Source organism: Pseudonocardia zijingensis (assembly GCF_042657305.1).
In the GTDB taxonomy this organism is placed as follows: domain Bacteria; phylum Actinomycetota; class Actinomycetes; order Mycobacteriales; family Pseudonocardiaceae; genus Pseudonocardia; species Pseudonocardia zijingensis.
In genome coordinates, this window is the sequence record NZ_JBHSKO010000036.1 from 34585 (window position 1) to 52147 (window position 17563).

18 protein-coding genes are annotated in these 17563 nt (G+C 72.9%); 9 read left to right on the forward strand and 9 right to left on the reverse strand.

Going from position 1 to position 17563, the window contains the following annotated elements; all coding sequences use genetic code 11:
- Nucleotides 1-530: 530 nt before the first annotated feature.
- From ACFPL3_RS38785 to ACFPL3_RS38810, 6 genes are all read right to left on the reverse strand, one after another.
- A complete protein-coding gene (locus ACFPL3_RS38785; protein WP_343946128.1) occupies nt 531-1283 on the reverse strand; it encodes an SDR family NAD(P)-dependent oxidoreductase in 753 nt (250 codons plus the stop codon).
- A complete protein-coding gene (gene kce, locus ACFPL3_RS38790; protein WP_343946127.1) occupies nt 1280-2221 on the reverse strand; it encodes a 3,5-dioxohexanoate:acetyl-CoA acetone transferase in 942 nt (313 codons plus the stop codon). Before kce ends, ACFPL3_RS38785 begins: the two co-directional genes overlap by 4 nt.
- Nucleotides 2222-2422: 201 nt before the next feature.
- Nucleotides 2423-2581, reverse strand: coding sequence for a DUF1059 domain-containing protein (locus tag ACFPL3_RS38795; RefSeq protein ID WP_343946126.1), 159 nt, complete (start codon nt 2579-2581; stop codon nt 2423-2425).
- 88 nt (nt 2582-2669) lie between these two features.
- On the reverse strand, nt 2670-3419 hold the full coding sequence (locus ACFPL3_RS38800) for an AfsR/SARP family transcriptional regulator (protein ID WP_343946125.1): 750 nt from the start codon (nt 3417-3419) through the stop codon (nt 2670-2672).
- A gap of 55 nt (nt 3420-3474) precedes the next feature.
- Nucleotides 3475-4953 carry a mannitol dehydrogenase family protein gene (locus tag ACFPL3_RS38805; protein ID WP_343946124.1) on the reverse strand — a complete coding sequence of 493 codons (1479 nt, stop codon included), beginning with the start codon at nt 4951-4953 and terminating at the stop codon, nt 3475-3477.
- 104 nt (nt 4954-5057) lie between these two features.
- Nucleotides 5058-6233 carry an ROK family transcriptional regulator gene (locus tag ACFPL3_RS38810; RefSeq protein WP_343946123.1) on the reverse strand — a complete coding sequence of 392 codons (1176 nt, stop codon included), beginning with the start codon at nt 6231-6233 and terminating at the stop codon, nt 5058-5060.
- 122 nt (nt 6234-6355) lie between these two features.
- On the opposite strand from ACFPL3_RS38810, the gene ACFPL3_RS38815 reads away from it, so the two are divergent.
- From ACFPL3_RS38815 to ACFPL3_RS38850, 8 genes are all read left to right on the forward strand, one after another.
- The gene (locus ACFPL3_RS38815) at nt 6356-7360 is read left to right on the forward strand and encodes a sugar ABC transporter substrate-binding protein (protein WP_343946122.1); all 1005 of its coding nucleotides are present in this window, start codon (nt 6356-6358) and stop codon (nt 7358-7360) included.
- Entirely contained in the window at nt 7357-8325 is a 969-nt protein-coding gene (locus tag ACFPL3_RS38820; RefSeq protein WP_343946121.1) for an ABC transporter permease, read from the forward strand. The genes ACFPL3_RS38815 and ACFPL3_RS38820 overlap by 4 nt, the downstream gene beginning before the upstream one ends.
- Nucleotides 8322-9053 (forward strand): ATP-binding cassette domain-containing protein, encoded by a 732-nt coding sequence (locus tag ACFPL3_RS38825; protein WP_343946120.1) that lies wholly within the window; start codon nt 8322-8324, stop codon nt 9051-9053. The genes ACFPL3_RS38820 and ACFPL3_RS38825 overlap by 4 nt, the downstream gene beginning before the upstream one ends.
- A gap of 18 nt (nt 9054-9071) precedes the next feature.
- A complete protein-coding gene (locus ACFPL3_RS38830; protein ID WP_343946119.1) occupies nt 9072-9938 on the forward strand; it encodes a sugar phosphate isomerase/epimerase family protein in 867 nt (288 codons plus the stop codon).
- On the forward strand, nt 9935-10573 hold the full coding sequence (locus tag ACFPL3_RS38835) for a nucleoside/nucleotide kinase family protein (protein ID WP_343946118.1): 639 nt from the start codon (nt 9935-9937) through the stop codon (nt 10571-10573). Before ACFPL3_RS38830 ends, ACFPL3_RS38835 begins: the two co-directional genes overlap by 4 nt.
- A 54-nt stretch (nt 10574-10627) precedes the next feature.
- Nucleotides 10628-11878 carry an Nramp family divalent metal transporter gene (locus tag ACFPL3_RS38840; RefSeq protein ID WP_343946117.1) on the forward strand — a complete coding sequence of 417 codons (1251 nt, stop codon included), beginning with the start codon at nt 10628-10630 and terminating at the stop codon, nt 11876-11878.
- A 97-nt stretch (nt 11879-11975) separates the two neighbouring features.
- A complete protein-coding gene (locus tag ACFPL3_RS38845; RefSeq protein WP_343946116.1) occupies nt 11976-12920 on the forward strand; it encodes a PDR/VanB family oxidoreductase in 945 nt (314 codons plus the stop codon).
- A gap of 102 nt (nt 12921-13022) precedes the next feature.
- On the forward strand, nt 13023-14162 hold the full coding sequence (locus tag ACFPL3_RS38850; RefSeq protein WP_343946115.1) for an ABC transporter substrate-binding protein: 1140 nt from the start codon (nt 13023-13025) through the stop codon (nt 14160-14162).
- Between the two features lie 2 nt (nt 14163-14164).
- Here the strand turns inward: ACFPL3_RS38850 and ACFPL3_RS38855 are convergent, their stop codons facing one another.
- Together ACFPL3_RS38855 and ACFPL3_RS38860 are read right to left on the reverse strand one after the other, a co-directional pair.
- The gene (locus tag ACFPL3_RS38855; protein WP_343946114.1) at nt 14165-14842 is read right to left on the reverse strand and encodes a cytidylate kinase-like family protein; all 678 of its coding nucleotides are present in this window, start codon (nt 14840-14842) and stop codon (nt 14165-14167) included.
- An 88-nt stretch (nt 14843-14930) separates the two neighbouring features.
- Nucleotides 14931-15710 carry an SDR family NAD(P)-dependent oxidoreductase gene (locus tag ACFPL3_RS38860; RefSeq protein WP_343946113.1) on the reverse strand — a complete coding sequence of 260 codons (780 nt, stop codon included), beginning with the start codon at nt 15708-15710 and terminating at the stop codon, nt 14931-14933.
- 61 nt (nt 15711-15771) lie between these two features.
- Here ACFPL3_RS38860 and ACFPL3_RS38865 point away from each other — a divergent pair, with 61 nt between their 5' ends.
- Nucleotides 15772-16560: a polysaccharide lyase family 7 protein gene (locus tag ACFPL3_RS38865; protein WP_343946112.1), complete on the forward strand. Its 789-nt coding sequence runs from the start codon at nt 15772-15774 to the stop codon at nt 16558-16560.
- 6 nt (nt 16561-16566) lie between these two features.
- Here ACFPL3_RS38865 and ACFPL3_RS38870 read toward each other — a convergent pair whose 3' ends face one another.
- Nucleotides 16567-17493: an AEC family transporter gene (locus tag ACFPL3_RS38870; RefSeq protein WP_379590710.1), complete on the reverse strand. Its 927-nt coding sequence runs from the start codon at nt 17491-17493 to the stop codon at nt 16567-16569.
- Nucleotides 17494-17563 lie beyond the last annotated feature (70 nt).

Here is a 17563-nt window from a genome sequence, read left to right on the forward strand (position 1 = left end):
CCAGTGCACGGCCCTCACAGGTCAAGATCGCCAGTCTGGCGCAATTCCCGTCACCTCACGTCGGGTTTTGCGCCGGAGCAACGATCTTGCCTCCATCGCAGGCCTCCCGGTGGGACGGAGCCGGAGGTCTCGCGTCGATCAAGGGCAAATGGTCGCTCTTGAAGATCATCTAGCGACCTTCTCCCCTTGATCGACGACCCTGAGCCGCCAATTCGGCCCATGATCAGAGAGTTGGCGCATTCCCGTGTCGAAAACGCCCGGGAACGCGCCAAACCTATGATCATGGCCGCGACACCGGCCGGTGGTGGCGCCGCGCGCCAAGAGGGCAGGCCCCGGCCTGCCCACGTGGTTGCCCGGGAGGGGCCGCAGAGGCTCACGGGTCAAGGGGCGCGAAGCGCTCGCGCAGCGACGCCGTCAGGCGCCCTCGAGGCGTGAGGGGCGGCCCCGCACGATGCGCGGCGCCACCGGAGGCCCCAGACCAGCCGCGGGGTTCCGCGGAACGCAGATTCGGCCCTCACCACATGCGTCACCTACGCGCTGTACCCGCCGTCGACGGGGAGGACGACGCCGCTGACCTGGCTCGCGCGGTCGCTCAGCAGCCACGCGGCGGCTTCGGCCACCTCGGTGGTGGTGCCCGCCTTGCGCAGCGGGACCGCCGAGATGCGGCGCTCGACCGCGGCGGGGTCGGCGGCGCGCCACTGCGTGAGCATCGGGGTCTCGACGGGGCCGGGGGCGATGGCGTTGACGCGGATGCCGAGCGGGCCGTTGTCGTGGGCCGCGGTGCGGGTGAGGCCGATGACGGCGTGCTTGGTGGCCTGGTAGGCGCCGAGGCCGGTGTTGCCGCGAAACCCGCCCACGCTGCTGGTGTTGACGATCGACCCACCGGAGTCGCGCATGGCCCGGATCTCCTCGCGCAGGCACAGCCACATGCCCTTGACGTTGATCGCCATGACCCGGTCGAAGTCCTCCTCCGAGACCTCGTCGAGGCGGCCCTGCTGGTTGATGCCGGCGTTGTTGAACGCGCCGTCGAGGCGGCCGAACCGCTCGAGCGTGGCGTCGACGAACCGGGCGACGTCGGCGGCGACGCTCACGTCGCCCGGGGTGTGGGCGACGTGACCCACGGCGGTGAGCTCGTCGGTGAGGTCGGCGAGGGTGTCCTTGGACCGGGCGGCGACCATGACCGACGCCCCTTCCGCGGCGAAGAGCCGCGCGGAGTCGGCCCCGATGCCGGTGCTCCCCCCGACCACGAGCACGACCTTGCCGGCGAGGAGCCCCGCCGTCATCGCCGCACCGCCACCTTGTCGGCTCCTTTGAGCGCCAGCACCCGCCGGACGTCGGCGGGGGTGGCGATCTCCTTACCGAGGTCGGCGAGCACCTCGCGGACCTTGCGCACCTGCTGGGCGTTGCTGGTGGCGTGCTCGCCCTTGCCGATGTAGAGGTTGTCCTCCAGGCCGACGCGCACGTGCCCGCCCAGCCATGCGCTGTGCGTGCAGAACTGCATCTGGTTGCGGCCCGCGGCGAACGCGGAGAAGTGGTAGTCGCGGCCGAACAGCTTGTCGGCGATCGCGACCATGTGCGTGAGGTTGGCGTGGTCGGCGCCGATCCCGCCGAGGATGCCGAAGACGCCCTGCACGAGGAATGGCGGCCTGGCGAGCCCGCGGTCGGCGAAGTGGGCGAGCGTGTAGAGGTGCCCGATGTCGTAGCACTCGTACTCGAACCTGGTGCCACCCTTCTCGCCCAGCTCGCGCAGCGCGTACTCGATCTGCTCGAAGGTGTTGATGAACGGGTGCCCGTAGGTGTTCTCGACGTAGGGCTTCTCCCAGTCGTACTTCCACCGCTGCACGCGGTCGGCGATGCCGGAGAACACGAAGTTCATCGAGCCCATGTTGAGCGAGGCGAGCTCGGGGCTGAACCGCGTGGCCGCCGACAGCCGCTGCTCGATCGTCATCGAGGACGCCCCGCCGGTGGTGATGTTGATGACGGCGTCGCAGCCGTCCGCGATCGGCGGGATGATCTCCTCGAACACCTCCGGCTCGAACGCGGGCCGGCCGTCCTCGCCGTGCCGGGCGTGGAGGTGGATCACCGCGGCTCCGGCCTCCGCGGCGGCGAGCGCCTCCGACACGATCTGCTCGGGGGTGATCGGCAGGTGGTCGCTCTGCGACGGGATGTGGACCGATCCGGTCACCGCGCAGCTGATGATCACCTTCTCGGCGGCGATCACTTCGGTTCTCCGTGGACAGCAGGCATGGATCGACCTCCGCAACGGTGCGTATCGCGAACTCGTTGTTCACCATACGGATTCACCGGTGCCGTTGTCTACGTCGCCGCGGCCGGCCCCCACCCCGCCTGCTCCGAGCCGCCGACCCCTCGACGGCGGATCACGGGCGCGGGTCGGTGACCGGCCGCGGCGACGCCCCCACGCCTACGGAACGACCTCGATCCAGCCCCGCACGACGGCGGGCGTGACGTCCTCGACGAGGTCGGGGTGGGTCGCCGACACGTGCTGCAGCACCACCTCGACCACCCGGTCCTCGTCGTCGTCCCGTACGGCGAAACCGCACTCGCAGAGCACCTGGTTCATGGCTCCTCCTCTCCCTTGCCGCCACACGGTCCTCGCCGTCCTTGCGCCGACCTGTCGGGAACGTTGCCGAAACCTTGTCTCCGCCGGGTCAGATGAGCTGGTCGAGCAGGCTCTGGGTGGCGGGGCTCGGAGAGACGCCGAGGTCGTCGCGCAACACGCGGGTGAGCCGCTCGTAGGTCAGCACGGCCGCGGCACGGTCGCCCCGCTGCACGAGCGCGCGCATCAGCAGGGCGTAGCCGGTCTCGGACAGCGGTTGCAGCTCGACGAGCCGGCGGGCGCTGCGTTCGGCGCTCGGCAGCTCGGCCGGGCCCAGGTGCAGGCACGCCTCCGCATAGCAGGCGAGGGCGCGCTCGTGGTCGTAGGCGGCGGCCCGGCGCCGGTCGTCGACCCAGGGGTGGTCGAGGTCGGACAGGAACTCGCGCTGGGTCACGAACAACGCGCTCAGGCCCTGGGTCCAGGCGCGCGGCCAGTCCCGGCGGCCGATCGCGGACTCGGCGTCGTGCAGCGCGGCCGCGGCGACGTCGGCGTCGACCAGGGCGCCCGGCGGGAGCACGAGCTGCAGGCTCGACCGGCCGCGGATCTCGATCGGCGCGAGCGCGGCCCGGGCCTTCGACAGCAGCACGGTGAGGCCGGACACCGCGCTGGACCCCGGATCGCCCGGGTACCAGAGCACGTCCAGCAGCGCGTCCCGGTCCACGGCGGACAGCCGGTGGGCGGCGAGGTAGGCCACCAGCAGCCGGCCGCGCCTGCCCGGGAGTTCGCGTTCCGCCGCCCGGCCGGCGACCCGCACGGCGAACCGCCCGTGCAGCTGAATCCTCACCCGGATCCCCTTCTCCACGGCGCACACCTCGTGCAGCTCGGGTGAGGAGTCCTCGCGGGAGGCGCGAAGCGCGTTACGTCCGCTGGGCGAGCTTCTCCAGCGTCGCGCGGGCGCCCACCTCGTGGAGCGAATCGAGGTGCTCGACGTAGGCGGTGGTGAAGCGCTCATCGTCGATCAGGTCGCCGAAGACCTCGCGGTCGGCGAGGAAGGCGAGCTTGTCCTCGCGCTGGCGGCGGGCGGCCGCTGTGAGCCGGTCGGCGAGCCGGTCGACGACCTCGATCGGCTCCCCGGACTCGTCGACGCCCTCGGCGTAGCGGGCCCAGCTGGCGACGACCGCGGCCGACCGCGTGATCTCGCCGCCGTGCTCCAGGTTGTGCCGCACCACCGGCAGCAGCCACTTCGGGATGCGGTCGGAACTCTCCGCGCAGAGCCGCGCGACGGTGTCGCGGACGTGGCCGTTGGAGAACCGGGCGATCAGGTTGGGCTTGTACTCGTCCAGGTCGACGCCCGGCACCGGCTCGAGCGTCGGGGTGGCCTCGCGGTCCATGTAGGCGAGGAGGAAGTCGGCGAACAGGGGGTCCTGGCAGACCTCGTGCACCAGCCGGTAGCCGGCGAGGTGGCCGAAGTAGCAGAGCGCCTGGTGGCTGGCGTTGAGCAGCCGCAGCTTCATCAGCTCGTACGGCTCGACGTCGTCGACGAGCTGCACGCCCACGTCCTCCAGCGGGGGGCGGCCGAGCGGGAACCGGTCCTCCAGCACCCACTGCGTGAACGGCTCGCAGACCACCGGCCAGCGGTCCTCGATGCCGAACCGGCGGGCGATCTCGGCGCGGTCGTCGTCGGTGGTGACGGGCGTGATGCGGTCGACCATGCAGTTCGGGAACGCGACGTTCTCGCGCACCCACTCACCGAGCTCGGGGTCGCGCAGGCCGGCGAACGCGCTGAAGCTGCGGTGCGCGGCGTCGCCGTTGCCCTGGATGTTGTCGCAGGACTGCACGGTGAACGGCGGGATCCCGCGCTCCCGCCGCCGCACCAGGCCCTCGGTGATGAGCCCGAAGGTGGTGCGCGGTGCGACGCCGGGCTGCAGGTCGTGCACGACGTCGGGGTTCGTGGCGTCGAACTCACCGGTGACGGCGTTGAAGTTGTACCCGCCCTCGGTGACGGTGAGCGAGACGATGCGGGTGGACTCGTCGGCGAGCTTCTCGATCACCGCCTCCGGGTCGTCGGGCGCGAAGAGGTAGTCCACGATGGACCCGATCACCCGTGGCTCGAACGTGCCGTCCGGGTGCTTGATCACCAGCGTGTAGAGGTGGTCCTGTGCCTTCAGGGCCTCGCGCATGCGCCGGTCGCCCGGCAGCACCCCGACCCCGCAGATCCCCCAGTCGAGCGCCGTGCCCGCCTCCATCAGGCGATCGAGGTACATGGCCTGGTGGGCGCGGTGGAACGCGCCCACCCCGAAGTGCACGATCCCCGCGCGGACCGCTGTGCGGTCGTAGGTCGGGACGGCGACGTCCGGGCCGAGCGCAGGCAAGGCAGTGGCGTCGAGGGCGGTCATCGTGGACAGGGCTCCTCCCGGGGACAGGGCTCGATTTTTTTCCTCCGGCAGCGGGCCGGTCAAGGAAGACCGGCAAATTGTGCGCGGTGGCGCTCATATGAGCACTAACGGGTGAGCAGCTCGCTGATCCGGTCCGGCGCGAGCACCAGATCGGCCAGCAGCAGTGCGCTGCCCACCAGCCCCGCACCCGTGCCGAGCCGGCTGGGCACGATCTGCAGCCGGGCGGTGGCGAGCGGCAGCGACCGCCGGTAGACGTGCTCGCGGATGCCGGCGAGCAGCGGGTCGCCCGCACCGGCGGCAACCTGCCCGCCGACCACGACGACCCGCGGGTTGAGCAGGCTGACCGCCTCGGCCACCGCGCCACCGAGCAGCCGCCCCGCGCGCCGCAGGAACCGGGCCGCGTCGGGGTTGCCGGACGCACTGAGCGCCAGCGCCCCGGCGACGCTCCCGACGTCATGGCCCGCTTCCCGCAGGTCGCGGACCAGCGCCCACCCGCCCGCGTACGCCTCGAGGCAGCCGACGTTGCCGCAGCGGCACGTCGGCGGGGACTCCGCGCCGGGCACGGCGAGCTGCACGTGGCCGATGTCGCCCGCGGCGCCGTCGGCCCCGCGGAAGACCCGGCCGCCCGCGATGATCCCCGACCCGATGCCGGTGCCCACCTTGAGCATGAGCAGCGTCTCCGCGTCGGGGTGGACGGTGCGGTGCTCGCCGAACGCCATCGCGTTGACGTCCTTGTCGACCATCACGTGGCACCGGTAGCGCGGCGCGAACCAGCCGCGGATGTCGAAGCGGTCCCAGCCGGTCATGATCGGCGGGCTGACCACGAGCCCCGCCGCGAAGTCGACGGGGCCGGGGACGTCCAGCCCGATGCCGTGGACGGCGTCGGCGTCGCGCCCGGCCTCGGCGAGCATCTCCCGGAAGAACCCGTCGACGACCTCCAGAACCGCCTGCGGCCCCGCGGCGACGTCGATCTCCCGCGTGCGCTCGGCCGTGACAGCGCCCGCGAGGTCGCAGAGTGCGGCCCGTAGGCCGGTGGCACCGACGTCGGCGACGAGCAGCACGCCGCGATCGCGGTGGAACGCGAACGTGCCCGCGGGCCGGCCCCGGCCCGGCGCCTCGTCGCGCTGCTCCCCCGCGGGCACGACGAAGCCGTGCGCGAGCAGCGCGTCGAGCCGCTGGTTGACCGTGGACCGGGACAGGCCGGTGCGGTGCATGACCTCCGCCCTGGTCTGTGGCCCGACGCTGCGGAACAGCGCGAGCACGTCACCCACCGACTGCACGAGCTCAGGTTAATAAGACTTCGAACAGACGGAAAGAGCCAGATTTCTGCTTGACAGAAGTTAGAAGTCGGGATGTCATGCGTACGTCGGTCACGGCGGTCCGACCCCTGGGAGGAACAGCGATGCACAACCGGAGGCGCGCCCTGGTGGCCGCGGCGCTGGCGGCGGGTGTCGCCATGGCGCTCACGGCCTGCGGGGGCGGCGGCAGCGGGGACACCACCTCGGTGGCCGCGGTGATCAAGGGCCTGGACAACCCGTTCTTCCAGTCCATGGAGAAGGGCATCACCGACCGGAGCGCGGCGGCGGGCGTGCAGGCCACCGTGCAGGCGGCCACGTCGATCACCGACACCACCGGCCAGGCCGACAAGCTCACGGGGCTCGCCGGCCAGGACTTCGACTGCTACGTCGTCAACCCGATCTCCGGCACGAACCTCGTGCAGGGGCTCGCCCAGCTCGCCGCGGCGGGCAAGCCGGTGGTCAACATCGACAGCCCGGTCGACCCGGCCGCAGCGCAGGCCGCGGGCGTGCAGCTCGCCACCTACATCGGCACCGACAACGTGGCGGCGGGCCGCATCGCCGCCGAGCGGATGTCCGAGATCCTCCCCGACGGCGGACCGGTCGCGATCGTCGGCGGCATCCCCGGCGACGTCACCAGCGGTGCCCGCATCGAGGGCTTCACGGCAGGCCTGACGAACGGCGTCACCGTGCTGCAGGAGGTGGCCGCCAACTGGGAGCGGCAGGAGGCCCTGACCCAGGCCACCACGATCATCGGGGCCCACCCGGACGTGAAGGGCTTCTTCGCCGCCAACGACGACATGGGTCTGGGCATCGCGAGGGCCGTCGCCAACGCCGGGAAGACCGGCGAGATCGCGGTGATCAGCGTCGACGGCAACCCGGACGCGCTCACCGCCGTCGCCAACGGCGAGCTGTCCGCCACCGTGGCCCAGTACCCGTACGTGATCGGGCAGCTCGGCGTCGACGCCTGCACGGCCGCCGCGAGCGGCGCCTCGCTGCCGGCCGAGGTCGACGCGCCCGTGCAGCTCGTCACGAAGGACAACGCGCAGCAGGCGATCGACTCGGCACCCGAGCCGCCCACGCCGTACGACAACCCCTTCGCGACCCAGTGACCACCACCATCACGACCACCTCCCGGCCGGCCGCTGCGGCCTGGCGTGACCCCGGCTTGTGGGCCGACCGCGCCGCGGCCGTGGGCCTCGTGGTGCTGCTGATCGTGTTCCAGCTGCTCGACCCGGACTTCCTGACCCTCGGCAACATCCGCTCGATGCTGCTGGCCTCGGCGATCCTGGTGGTGCTCTCGATCGGGCAGGCCTTCGTGGTGGCCACCGGCGGCATCGACCTCTCGGTCGCCTCCACGATGACGTTGGCGGCGGCGCTGTTCGGGTTCGGCTTCGCCCACGGGTGGGGTCTGCTGCCGTGCTGCGTCGTCGCGCTCGTCGGCGGCACGGTGGTCGGGCTCGTGAGCGGGATCCTCATCGGCCACGGCCGCATCACCGACTTCGTCGTCACCCTCGGCGCGCTCTCCGCCGCATCCGGTGCGGCGCTGGTCATCGCCGACGGGAAGCCGGTCACCGTGATCGACGCCGGGCTGCTGCGCCTGTCCGCGGGCGGCATCGGGCCGATCGGCTGGTCGGTCGTCGTGGCGGCGGTGCTTGCCGTGATCGCCCACGTCGTGCTCTTCCGGACGCGGATCGGCACGCACGTGCTGGCCGCGGGCGGCAATCCGGACGCCGCCACCGCCACCGGCATCAGCGTGGCCCGGATCAAGGTGCTCGTGTACGGGGCGAGCGGGCTGCTCGCCGGGATCGCGGCCATCCTGCTGGTGTCGCGCGTCGGCGCGGCCGAGCCGGCGTCGAACACGTCGTTCCTGCTCAACTCGGTGGCCGCGGTCGTGCTCGGCGGGGTCAGCCTCGCAGGCGGGCGCGGTGGCATCGTGGGGCCCGTGCTCGGCGCGCTGCTGCTCACCGTGCTGTCCAACGGGCTCACGATGCTCGGCGTCTCCCCCTTCTACCAACCGCTCGCCGTCGGCGTGGTCGTGGTCGCCGCGGCGTTCCTCACGAGGTGGCGTCGATGACCGCGATCCTGGCCGTCGAGGACCTGTCGCTGTCGTTCGGCAGCGTGCAGGCGCTGCGGGACGTCACGCTGGCGCTGGCTCCGGGCGAGATCACCGCGCTGGTGGGCGACAACGGGGCGGGCAAGTCCACGCTCGTGCGGTGCATGTCCGGCGTGCACCGGCCCGAGAGCGGGCGCATCCTGCTGGACGGGGAGCCGGTGGCGTTCCGCTCGGCGGAGGACGCCCGGCACGCCGGCATCGAGACAGTGCACCAGAACCTCGCGCTGGTGGAGGACCTCACGGTCTGGCAGAACCTGTTCCTCAACCGCGAGCTGACGCGCGGCCCGTTCCTCGACCGCGCCGCGATGCGCAGGCGTGCGCAGGAGATGGTCTCGGAGCTGGCGGTCAACGTGCCTGCGGTCGGGTCGCGGGTGCGCAGGCTGTCGGGCGGGCAGCGCCAGGCCGTCGCGATCTGCCGCGCCGCGGGCTTCGACTCCCGACTCGTGATCATGGACGAGCCCACCGCGTCGCTGGGCGTGCAGGAGACCGAGCGGGTGGAGCACCTCATCCGCGGCCTGCGCGACAAGGGCCGGGCCGTGCTGCTGATCAGCCACGACTTCCAGCAGGTGCTGCGCCTGTCCGACCAGGTGTGGGTGATGCGCTCCGGTCGCTGCGTCGGCGGCAGGCGCACGAAGGACACCACCGGCGAGGAGATCGTCTCGCTGGTCACCGGCGCGCTCGCCGCCTGATTTGAAAGGATCTTCCCCGTGACCAACCCGATCGGTGTGCACGCTCTGGTGTGGGTGGGCGACACCACCCCCGAGGCGATCAGCGAGGCGGTGCGCCGCACCAAGGAGGCGGGCTACGACCTGCTGGAGCTGTCGCTGCACGACGCGAAGCGGCTCGACACGGCCGCCGCGCGGGCGGAGCTCGAGGCCGCGGGCCTGGGGATCGCGTGTTCGCGCGGGCTCGCGTTCGACGCCGACGTGTCGAGCACCGACCCCGCCGTGGTCGCCCGAGGGGCGCAGTTGCTCGCCGATTCGCTGCGGGTCACCCGCGAGCTCGGCGGGACCGTCCTCACCGGGGCGCTCTACAGCGCGCTCGGGAAGTACTCGGCCCCGTTGACGGACGCCGGGCGGGCCAACGTGGTGCGGGTGCTGCGCGAGCTGGCCGCGGAGGCCGCCGGGCACGGCATGACGCTCGGGCTGGAGATCTGCAACCGCTACGAGACCCACGTGATCAACACGGCGCACGACGCGCTGCGGCTGGCCGACGACATCGGCGCCGACAACGTCATGATCCACCTGGACACCTACCACATGAACATCGAGGAGGACGACCTCGTCCGCCCGGTGCAGGAGGTGGGCTCCCGGCTCGGTTACGTGCACATCGGCGAGAACCACCGCGGCTACCTCGGCTCCGGGCACCTCGACTTCGGCGCGTTCTTCCACGCGCTCGCCGACGTCGACTACACCGGCCCGATCACGTTCGAGTCGTTCTCGTCGGCCGTGGTCTCGCCGGGCCTGTCGAGCGACCTCGCGGTGTGGCGGAACCTGTGGTCCGACGGCGCCGACCTCGCCGCGCACGCCCGGTCGTTCATCGCCGGGCAGCTGGCGGCGAGCCGGGCCCGGTGACCCTCTCCGACCTCGTCGCCCGGGCGAAGGCGCTGGCCGCCGGCCCGGGCCGGGCGGTACTCGGCATCACCGGCAGCCCGGGTGCGGGCAAGTCGACGCTCGTCGAGGCGCTGCTGCGCGAGCTGCCCCCCGAGCGGGTGGCGCACGTCCCGATGGACGGCTTCCACCTCGCCGACGTCGCGCTGCGCGCCATCGGGCGCCTCGACGCGAAGGGCGCACCCGACACGTTCGACGTCGGCGGCTACATCGCGCTGCTGCGGCGGATCCGGGCCGACGCCGAAGACGTGATCTACGCGCCGGCCTTCGAGCGCGACCTGGAGCAGCCCCTCGCCGGCGCGATCGCGGTGCCCCGTGCCGCCCGGCTCGTCCTCACCGAGGGCAACTACCTGCTGGTGCAGGGGGGCCGGTGGCCGGAGGTGGCGGCACAGCTGGACGAGGTCTGGTTCTGCGACCCCCGCCCCGACGTGCGGCTCGCGCAGCTCGTGGCCCGGCACGTCGCGTTCGGCAAGGCGCCCGACCACGCCCGGGCGTGGGTGGCCGCGGTGGACGAACCGAACGCGGAGCTGGTGGAGGCAACGCGCTCGCGCGCCGACCTGGTGGTGCCTGCGGACGTCCTGGAGTCGCTCGTGCCGTGACCTGGCTCAACTGGGGCTGTCGGATTTCGTGAGCCTCATCTAACGTGCTTGTTCGTGGCGTCTAACACCGTGCTCCGGGGAGGGTCGGCCCGCGGCCGGCTGCGTGGTCGTCTCCTCCTGCTCGGGCCCGCCTTCGTGGCGGCCATCGCCTACGTCGACCCCGGCAACTTCGCCACCAACTTCTCCGCCGGGGCGGGCTACGGCTACCTCCTGGTCTGGGTGATCGTCTCGGCCAACCTCATGGCGATGGTGATCCAGTCGCTGTCGGCCAAACTGGGGCTGGCCACCGGCGAGAACCTGTGCGAGGTGTCGCGGCGGGAGTTCCCGCGGCCCGCCGTGTGGGGGCTGTGGGTGCAGGCCGAGCTCGTGGCGATGGCCACCGACCTCGCCGAGGTGCTCGGCGGCGCCATCGCGCTGAACCTGCTCTTCGGGATCCCCCTCTTCCAGGGCGGTCTCATCACCGGCGTCGTGGCGTTTCTGCTGCTCAGCCTGCACACCCGCGGGTACCGCCGCTTCGAGCTGGCCATCGGCGGCCTGTTCGCGGTGATCGTCATCGGGTTCTTCGTCAACCTCGGCCGGGTGGACGTCGACGGCGGGGCCGCCGTCGCGGGCCTCGTCCCCGCGTTCACCGACACCGACAGCGTGCTGCTCGCCACCGGCATCCTCGGTGCCACGGTGATGCCGCACGTCATCTACCTGCACTCCGCGCTCACCCAGGACCGCACGCGCGGGGCGGGCGCTTCTGTCCGGACGCTGCTGCGCTACCAGCGCGTCGACGTGGCCATCGCGATGGGGCTCGCCGGGCTGGTGAACCTGTCCATGCTGCTGATCGCCGCGGCGCTGTTCCACGACACCGGCACCGAGGCCGACACCCTCGAGGGCGTGCACAGCGGCCTGTCCGCCGTGGACGGCACCGCCGCGGTGGCGTTCGCGCTGGCGCTGCTGGCGTCCGGCTTCGCCTCCTCCGGCGTGGGCACCCTCGCCGGGCAGGTGGTGCTCCAGGGCTACCTGCGCCGCCGCATCCCGATCCTGCTCCGCCGCACGCTCACGCTCGCCCCGGCCCTCGCGGTGCTCGCGATCGGCGTCGACCCGACGCGGGCGCTCGTGCTGTCGCAGGTGGTGCTGTCGTTCGGGATCCCGTTCGCGCTCGTGCCGCTGGTGATGCTCACCCGCCGCCGCGACGTGATGGGCGAGCTGGTCAACCACCGGGCCACCACGGCGCTCGCGAGCCTGCTCGCGGCCGTGATCATCGGGCTGAACGGGTTCCTGCTGGTGCAGGTGCTGAGCGGGAGCCCGGCCGGCTGAGCCGAGACGGATGGCGTAGCCGCGTGGCGACCTCCGGCAAATCCCATCGCCCGTCCCCGCTGCCTACCGTCGGGACGGGCGGCGGGAGGAGATGGACGTGGCGGATCCGTTCGAGGGCGACGTGGTGGTCCTGTCCCGGAACACCGAGTCCGACGGCGTGGTGTCGCTCGAGCTCGGCATGCCCTCGGGCGACCCGGTCCCGGAGTGGGAGCCGGGTGCCCACATCGACCTCGTGCTGCCGGTGGGCCTCACCCGCCAGTACTCGCTGTGCGGGCCGGAGAACGGCAAGACGTGGCGCGTGGCCGTGCTGCGCGAGCAGGACGGCCGCGGCGGGTCGGAGTGGATCCACGACCACGCGCACGAGGGCACCACGCTTCCGGCCCGCGGCCCGCGCAACCACTTCCCGCTGCTGCCCTCGCCCCGCTACCTGTTCATCGCGGGCGGGATCGGCATCACCCCGCTGCTGCCGATGATCACCCGGGCGCACGCCGCGGGCGCCGAGTGGGAGCTGCACTACGGCGGGCGCGAGCGCGGCTCGATGGCCTTCCTCGACGAGCTGGACGGCCACGGCGACCGGGTGACGGTCCGGCCGCAGGACCGCCACGGGCCGCTCGACCTCGCGACGATCCTCGCCGGCCCGCTCGACTCCACGCTCGTCTACTGCTGCGGGCCCACGGGCCTCATCGAGGCCGTCGAGGACCGGTGCCGGGCCTGGCCTGCGGGATCGCTGCACGTCGAGCGGTTCACCAACGTGGTGACGCCCGCGGAGGACGACGCGGAGTTCGAGGTCGAGCTGGCCGCGTCCGGGGTCACCGTGACCGTGCCCCCGCACCTGACGATCCTCGAGGCCGTGGAGAACGCCGGGGTGCCCGTGCTGTCCTCCTGCACCGAGGGCACCTGCGGCACGTGCGAGACCACCGTGCTGGAGGGCGAGGTCGACCACCGCGACGTCGTGCTCACCGACGAGGAGCGCGAGGCGAACGAGACGATGATGATCTGCGTGTCCCGGGCGCGCTGCGCCCGCCTCGTGCTCGACCTCTGAGCGGGACGGGCCCCCGATCGGCTGATTTCCCGGCCCCGGGCGTGCTCGAGGCCGCCCGGGTACCCCGTCGCGACGTACCGTCCGCGCGGGGAGGGACCGGAGATGACCACGTTCAGCAGGCGGCGGATGCTCCGGGCGGGTGCCGCGGCCGTCGGGGCCGCCACCCTGGGCCCGTCGGCCGCCGCGTGCGCGACGTTCCCGTCCGGGGCCCCGCCGGTGCCGGAGGAGACGCGGACGCTCGACCAGCTCCACGCCGAGGCGATGGCGGAGGGCGGTCGGCTCGTCGTGTACGCCGCCGGGGACAGCAGCACCGAACTGCAGCGCACCGAGGAGGCGTTCCGGGCGCGCTTCCCCGGCATGCGGCCCACCGTGGTGGCCGACTACAGCAAGAACCACGGCGTGCGGGTCGACAGCCAGGTGGCCACCGGCACGCTCGTGCCGGACGTGGTGCAGCTGCACACCCCGCACGACTTCCCCCGCTGGAAGGAGGAGGGCCTGCTGCTGCCGTACAAGCCGGCCGGCTTCTCCGCGCTGCCCGACGCGTTCCGCGACCCCGACGGGGCCTGGGTCGCCACCGCCGTGGTGGCGCTGAGCTACCTGCACGGCGGCGGGGGCGGCGGGCCCGCCCCCACCACGCCCGCCGACCTCGTGGATCCCCGCTGGCAGGGCCGCATCGCGTCGGCCTACCCGCAGGACGACGACGCCGTCCTGTTCCTGTACCGCGAGTACGTGATCACCTACGGCTGGGAGTGGGCGGCCCGGCTCGCCGCGCAGGACGTCCAGTTCGCGCGGGGCACCCGGGCCCCGGCCGCCGCCGTGGGCGCGGGGCAGAAGACGATCGGCATCGGCGTGCCCGGCACGCCGGGCGCGGCGCCCTCCTCGGCCGCCCGCTGGCTCGTGCCCGCCGAGGGCCCGTTCGTGGCGTGGGGCCAGCGGGCGGCGATCCTCGCGGGTGCCCCGCACCCGGCGGCCGCGAAGCTCTACCTGAACTGGCAGCTGTCCGTCGACGTGCAGCAGGACGCACCCAGCGGCTGGTCGGTGCGCACCGACGTCATCCCGACCAGCGGCCTCGAACCGATCTGGGAGTACCCGAACTCCCACCTCGACCACTACGTCGAGTTCATGGCCGACCGCGCCGAGGTGGAGCGCTGGCGGCAGACGTTCGTCCTGCACTTCGGCGAGGTCGAGGGTCCCCCGACCACCGGGCAGCTCGGGCTCTACCCGGGCCGGGCGGCGGCGTAGTCCTAATGGGGCTGGTGCTCGGCCCGCCCGTTCGAGCGCCCCTGCTCGGCGGCCCGCCTGCGGGCGTCGGCCGCCGCGAGGATCAGCTCGACGCAGTCGTCGTGGCCGATCAGCGTGCTGTCCAGCACCAGGTGGTAGTGCTCCGCGCTGGCGGGATCGGTGCGGTAGTAGTGGCGCACGTACGCCGTGCGCGCCTCGTCGTTGCGGCGCAGCGCCTCCCGGGCCTCCTGCTCGCTCACCCCCAGCATGTCCATCGCCTGGCGGATCCTGCGCTCGGGGGCGCCGTCGAGCCGCACGTGCAGCGCCGTGGGGTGGTCGTGCAGCACGATCGCGGCGGCCCGGCCCAGGATCACGCCGCCCCGGTCGCGGATGCCCTCGCGGATGGCGCGCTCGGTGCACGCGTGCAGGTGCGCGTCGGGCAGCAGCGCCCCGGGTGGTGGCACGGCGCCGACCATCCAGTCCGTGGTGGCGGGCGCCGCAGCGGTGAGCATCCGCGCGAGCCAGCCCTGGACCTGCTCGTCCCGGCTCAACGCGTCCTCGAGCGGGATGCCCAGCTCGTTGGCCACGGCGGTGGGGATCGCGCGGTCGAGGAAGGGCACGCCGAGCCGCTCGGCGACCGCCGGGCCGATGAACGCACCACCGGCGCCGTAGCTCGCGGAGATCGTGACGACTGGTCGCATGGCTGGCCTCCGTCCCGGAAACCTGGTGCGGCAACGTTAGAGCAACCGGCGCCGCACGGCAGCCGCGGAGATCCCCCGGTCGGAGGAGCTATGCGGGCGCGCCGGACCGCCTGCCCGCCTCGACGTCGGCGGTGAGGTCACGCAGGTGGGTCGGGTTGATCAGCAGCTCCTCCACCACCGCGCGCTGCGGCAGCGACGCGGCGAGCAGCACCGCGGCGGCCACGTCCTCGGCGCGGAGCATGGTGGCGCGCTCGGCCTCCCCCGGCGGCAGCGGCCGGTTGTCCAGGATGGGGGTGTCGACCTCCCCGGGCAGGATCGAGGTGGCCCGGATGCCCTCGTTGCGGTAGGTGGCGTTGAGGTAGCCCATGAAGTTCACGACGCCGGCCTTGGCGGCGCCGTACGCCGGGCCGGAGAGCAGGCCGGGGCGCACGGCGGCCACCGACGACACGGTGATCACGGTGCCGGCGCCGCGGTCGAGCATGTCCGGCAGCACCGCGCGGGTGAGGGCGAACACGCCGCTCAGGTTCACCCGCACCACGGCGTCCCAGTCCTCGTCGGGCATCCAGCGGGCGTTGCGGATCTTCGACGACGCCCCGGCGACGTTGACCAGCACGTCCACCGGTCCGACGCGCTCGCGCACCCCGTCCACCAGCGTGGCAACCTGCGCGGGGTCGTCGATCGCCGCGGGCTCGACGTGCGCGGTGCCCCCGGCCGCGGAGATCGTGGCCGCGACCTCCTCGAGCGGGGCCCGCCTGCGCCCCACGAGGACGGTCACCGCGCCCTCGGCGGCGAGCGCGACCGCGGTGGCCGCGCCGATGCCGCTGCCGGCGCCGGTGACCAGGCAGACCTTCTTCTCCAGGGTGCTCATGTCGATCAGTATCGCCGCGGGACTCAGCGGGTGTTCAGGTGCGGTTCCTACCATCGCCGCCATGGCCGTTTCAGCAGATCACCGCGGGACGCACCGCCGGATGCTGGCCGTCGCGGCCGTGGTCCTCGTCGTGGGAGGTGGGCTCGTGTGGCTGGTGCTGGGCACGGGCGGTTCCGGGCCGGGCGGGCCGTCCGCGCCGGGCCCGGTGGCCCTCCAGGGCTGGAAGCTCACGCTCCCGGTCGAGGGCGACGACGGCGACGCCGAGTCCGTCGACCCGGCCGCCCCCACCGATCCGTGGCTGACCACCGGCCCGGACGGCGGGCTCACCTTCTGGGCCCCGGCGTCCGGCGCCACCACGAAGAACTCCGACCACCCCCGCACCGAGCTCATCAGCACGCAGGACTTCACCGCGGGTGAGGACGGGCCGCACACCCTGGCGGCCTCCCTCGCGGTGACCCAGGTGCCCTCCGACACCAAGGACATCATCATCGGGCAGATCCACGGCTCCGACGACATCAAGTCGGTGCCGTACGTGATGCTCCACTACCGCGACGGGGAGATCCGGGCGATCGTCAAGCAGAAGCAGAAGGGCGACGAGAAGGAAGCCTTCACGCTGCTCACCGGGGTGCCGCTGGACGAGCGGTTCGACATCTCGATCACCGATGCCGGCGACGGCTCGATGACGATCAGCGCGACCCACGCGGGCAGCACCCAGCAGGCCACCGCCCAGGTGCCCGAGGCGTTCCGCGGCGAGCCGGTGCGCTTCCAGGTGGGGGCCTACCAGCAGGCCGACAACCCGCAGGGCGACGACGACGGCGGCCGGGTCACCTTCTACGACATCAGCCAGTAGCCCCGGTCAGCCGAGCAGGGCCACCACGCCGAACAGCACGGGGACACTCACAACCGTGGTGCTGAGCGCCGCGTCGCGCCCCAGCGACTCCCCCTGCTCGAACCGCGCGGCGTAGGCGAACACGTTCTGCGCGGTGGGCAGCGCCGCGCAGACGACCACCGCGAGCAATCCGGGGCCCTCCAGCCCGAGCAGGAGGCCGACGAGCAGCGCCAGCACCGGGTGCACCACGCACTTGAGCACGAGCACGGTGGCCAGCAGCGGCGCGGTGGCCCCGGTGCCCGGCCGCTTCGCCCCGCACAACGAGATCCCGAAGGCGAGCAGCATGCCGGGCACCGCGAGGTCGGAGATCAGCTCGATCGGGGCGAGCAGCGGGGTGGGCGGCACCAGCCCGGTCACCGACACGGTGATCCCGGCGACCGTGGCCAGGGCGATCGGGTTGCGCACCGGCGCCGTGAGCGTGCGCCACCGCGGCGGGCGCGCACCGTCGGACCGCTCGGACAGCACGCCGAGGAGCGTCGTGAAGAACGGGGTCAGCACCGCGAGCTGGAACACCAGCACCGGCACGGCCTCGGTCACGTTCCCCAGCGCGTAGGTGGCGATCGGCAGCCCGAGGTTGCCCGCGTTGACGTAGCCGCTCGCCATCGCGCCCACGGCCGTCTCGCCCGCGGGGCGGCGGCGCAGCAGCCCGACCGGCACGTAGAGCAGGCACGCCAGCACGCTCGTGACCGCCGTGACGACCAGCCCCTCGGAGAACACGGCGTGGACGTCGGTGCGCCCCAGCGTGCTGAACAGCAGCGCCGGGGACGCCACGAAGAACGCGGCGCGGGAGAGCACCTGGGTGGCCGCGGGCCCGAGCACCCCCGTGCGCCCGACCAGGTAACCGACCGCCACGACGGACCCGATCACGACGAAAGCGTCGATCACACCGTTCACGCAGCAGTCACGTCTGACCAGGGTAGAGCTGTGACGCCGGTCAACCGCGGCCCGGGCCGCCCGGCGCCTC

Excerpts from the sequence above, each read along its gene's own strand:
- ACFPL3_RS38795 (WP_343946126.1), bottom strand. The coding sequence starts at position 2,581 with ATGAACCAGGTGCTCTGCGAGTGCGGTTTCGCCGTACGGGACGACGAC.
- ACFPL3_RS38860 (WP_343946113.1), bottom strand. The coding sequence starts at position 15,710 with ATGAGCACCCTGGAGAAGAAGGTCTGCCTGGTCACCGGCGCCGGCAGC.
- ACFPL3_RS38825 (WP_343946120.1), top strand. The coding sequence starts at position 8,322 with ATGACCGCGATCCTGGCCGTCGAGGACCTGTCGCTGTCGTTCGGCAGC.
- ACFPL3_RS38785 (WP_343946128.1), bottom strand. The coding sequence starts at position 1,283 with ATGACGGCGGGGCTCCTCGCCGGCAAGGTCGTGCTCGTGGTCGGGGGG.
- ACFPL3_RS38850 (WP_343946115.1), top strand. The coding sequence starts at position 13,023 with ATGACCACGTTCAGCAGGCGGCGGATGCTCCGGGCGGGTGCCGCGGCC.
- ACFPL3_RS38805 (WP_343946124.1), bottom strand. The coding sequence starts at position 4,953 with ATGACCGCCCTCGACGCCACTGCCTTGCCTGCGCTCGGCCCGGACGTC.
- ACFPL3_RS38815 (WP_343946122.1), top strand. The coding sequence starts at position 6,356 with ATGCACAACCGGAGGCGCGCCCTGGTGGCCGCGGCGCTGGCGGCGGGT.
- ACFPL3_RS38855 (WP_343946114.1), bottom strand. The coding sequence starts at position 14,842 with ATGCGACCAGTCGTCACGATCTCCGCGAGCTACGGCGCCGGTGGTGCG.
- ACFPL3_RS38865 (WP_343946112.1), top strand. The coding sequence starts at position 15,772 with ATGGCCGTTTCAGCAGATCACCGCGGGACGCACCGCCGGATGCTGGCC.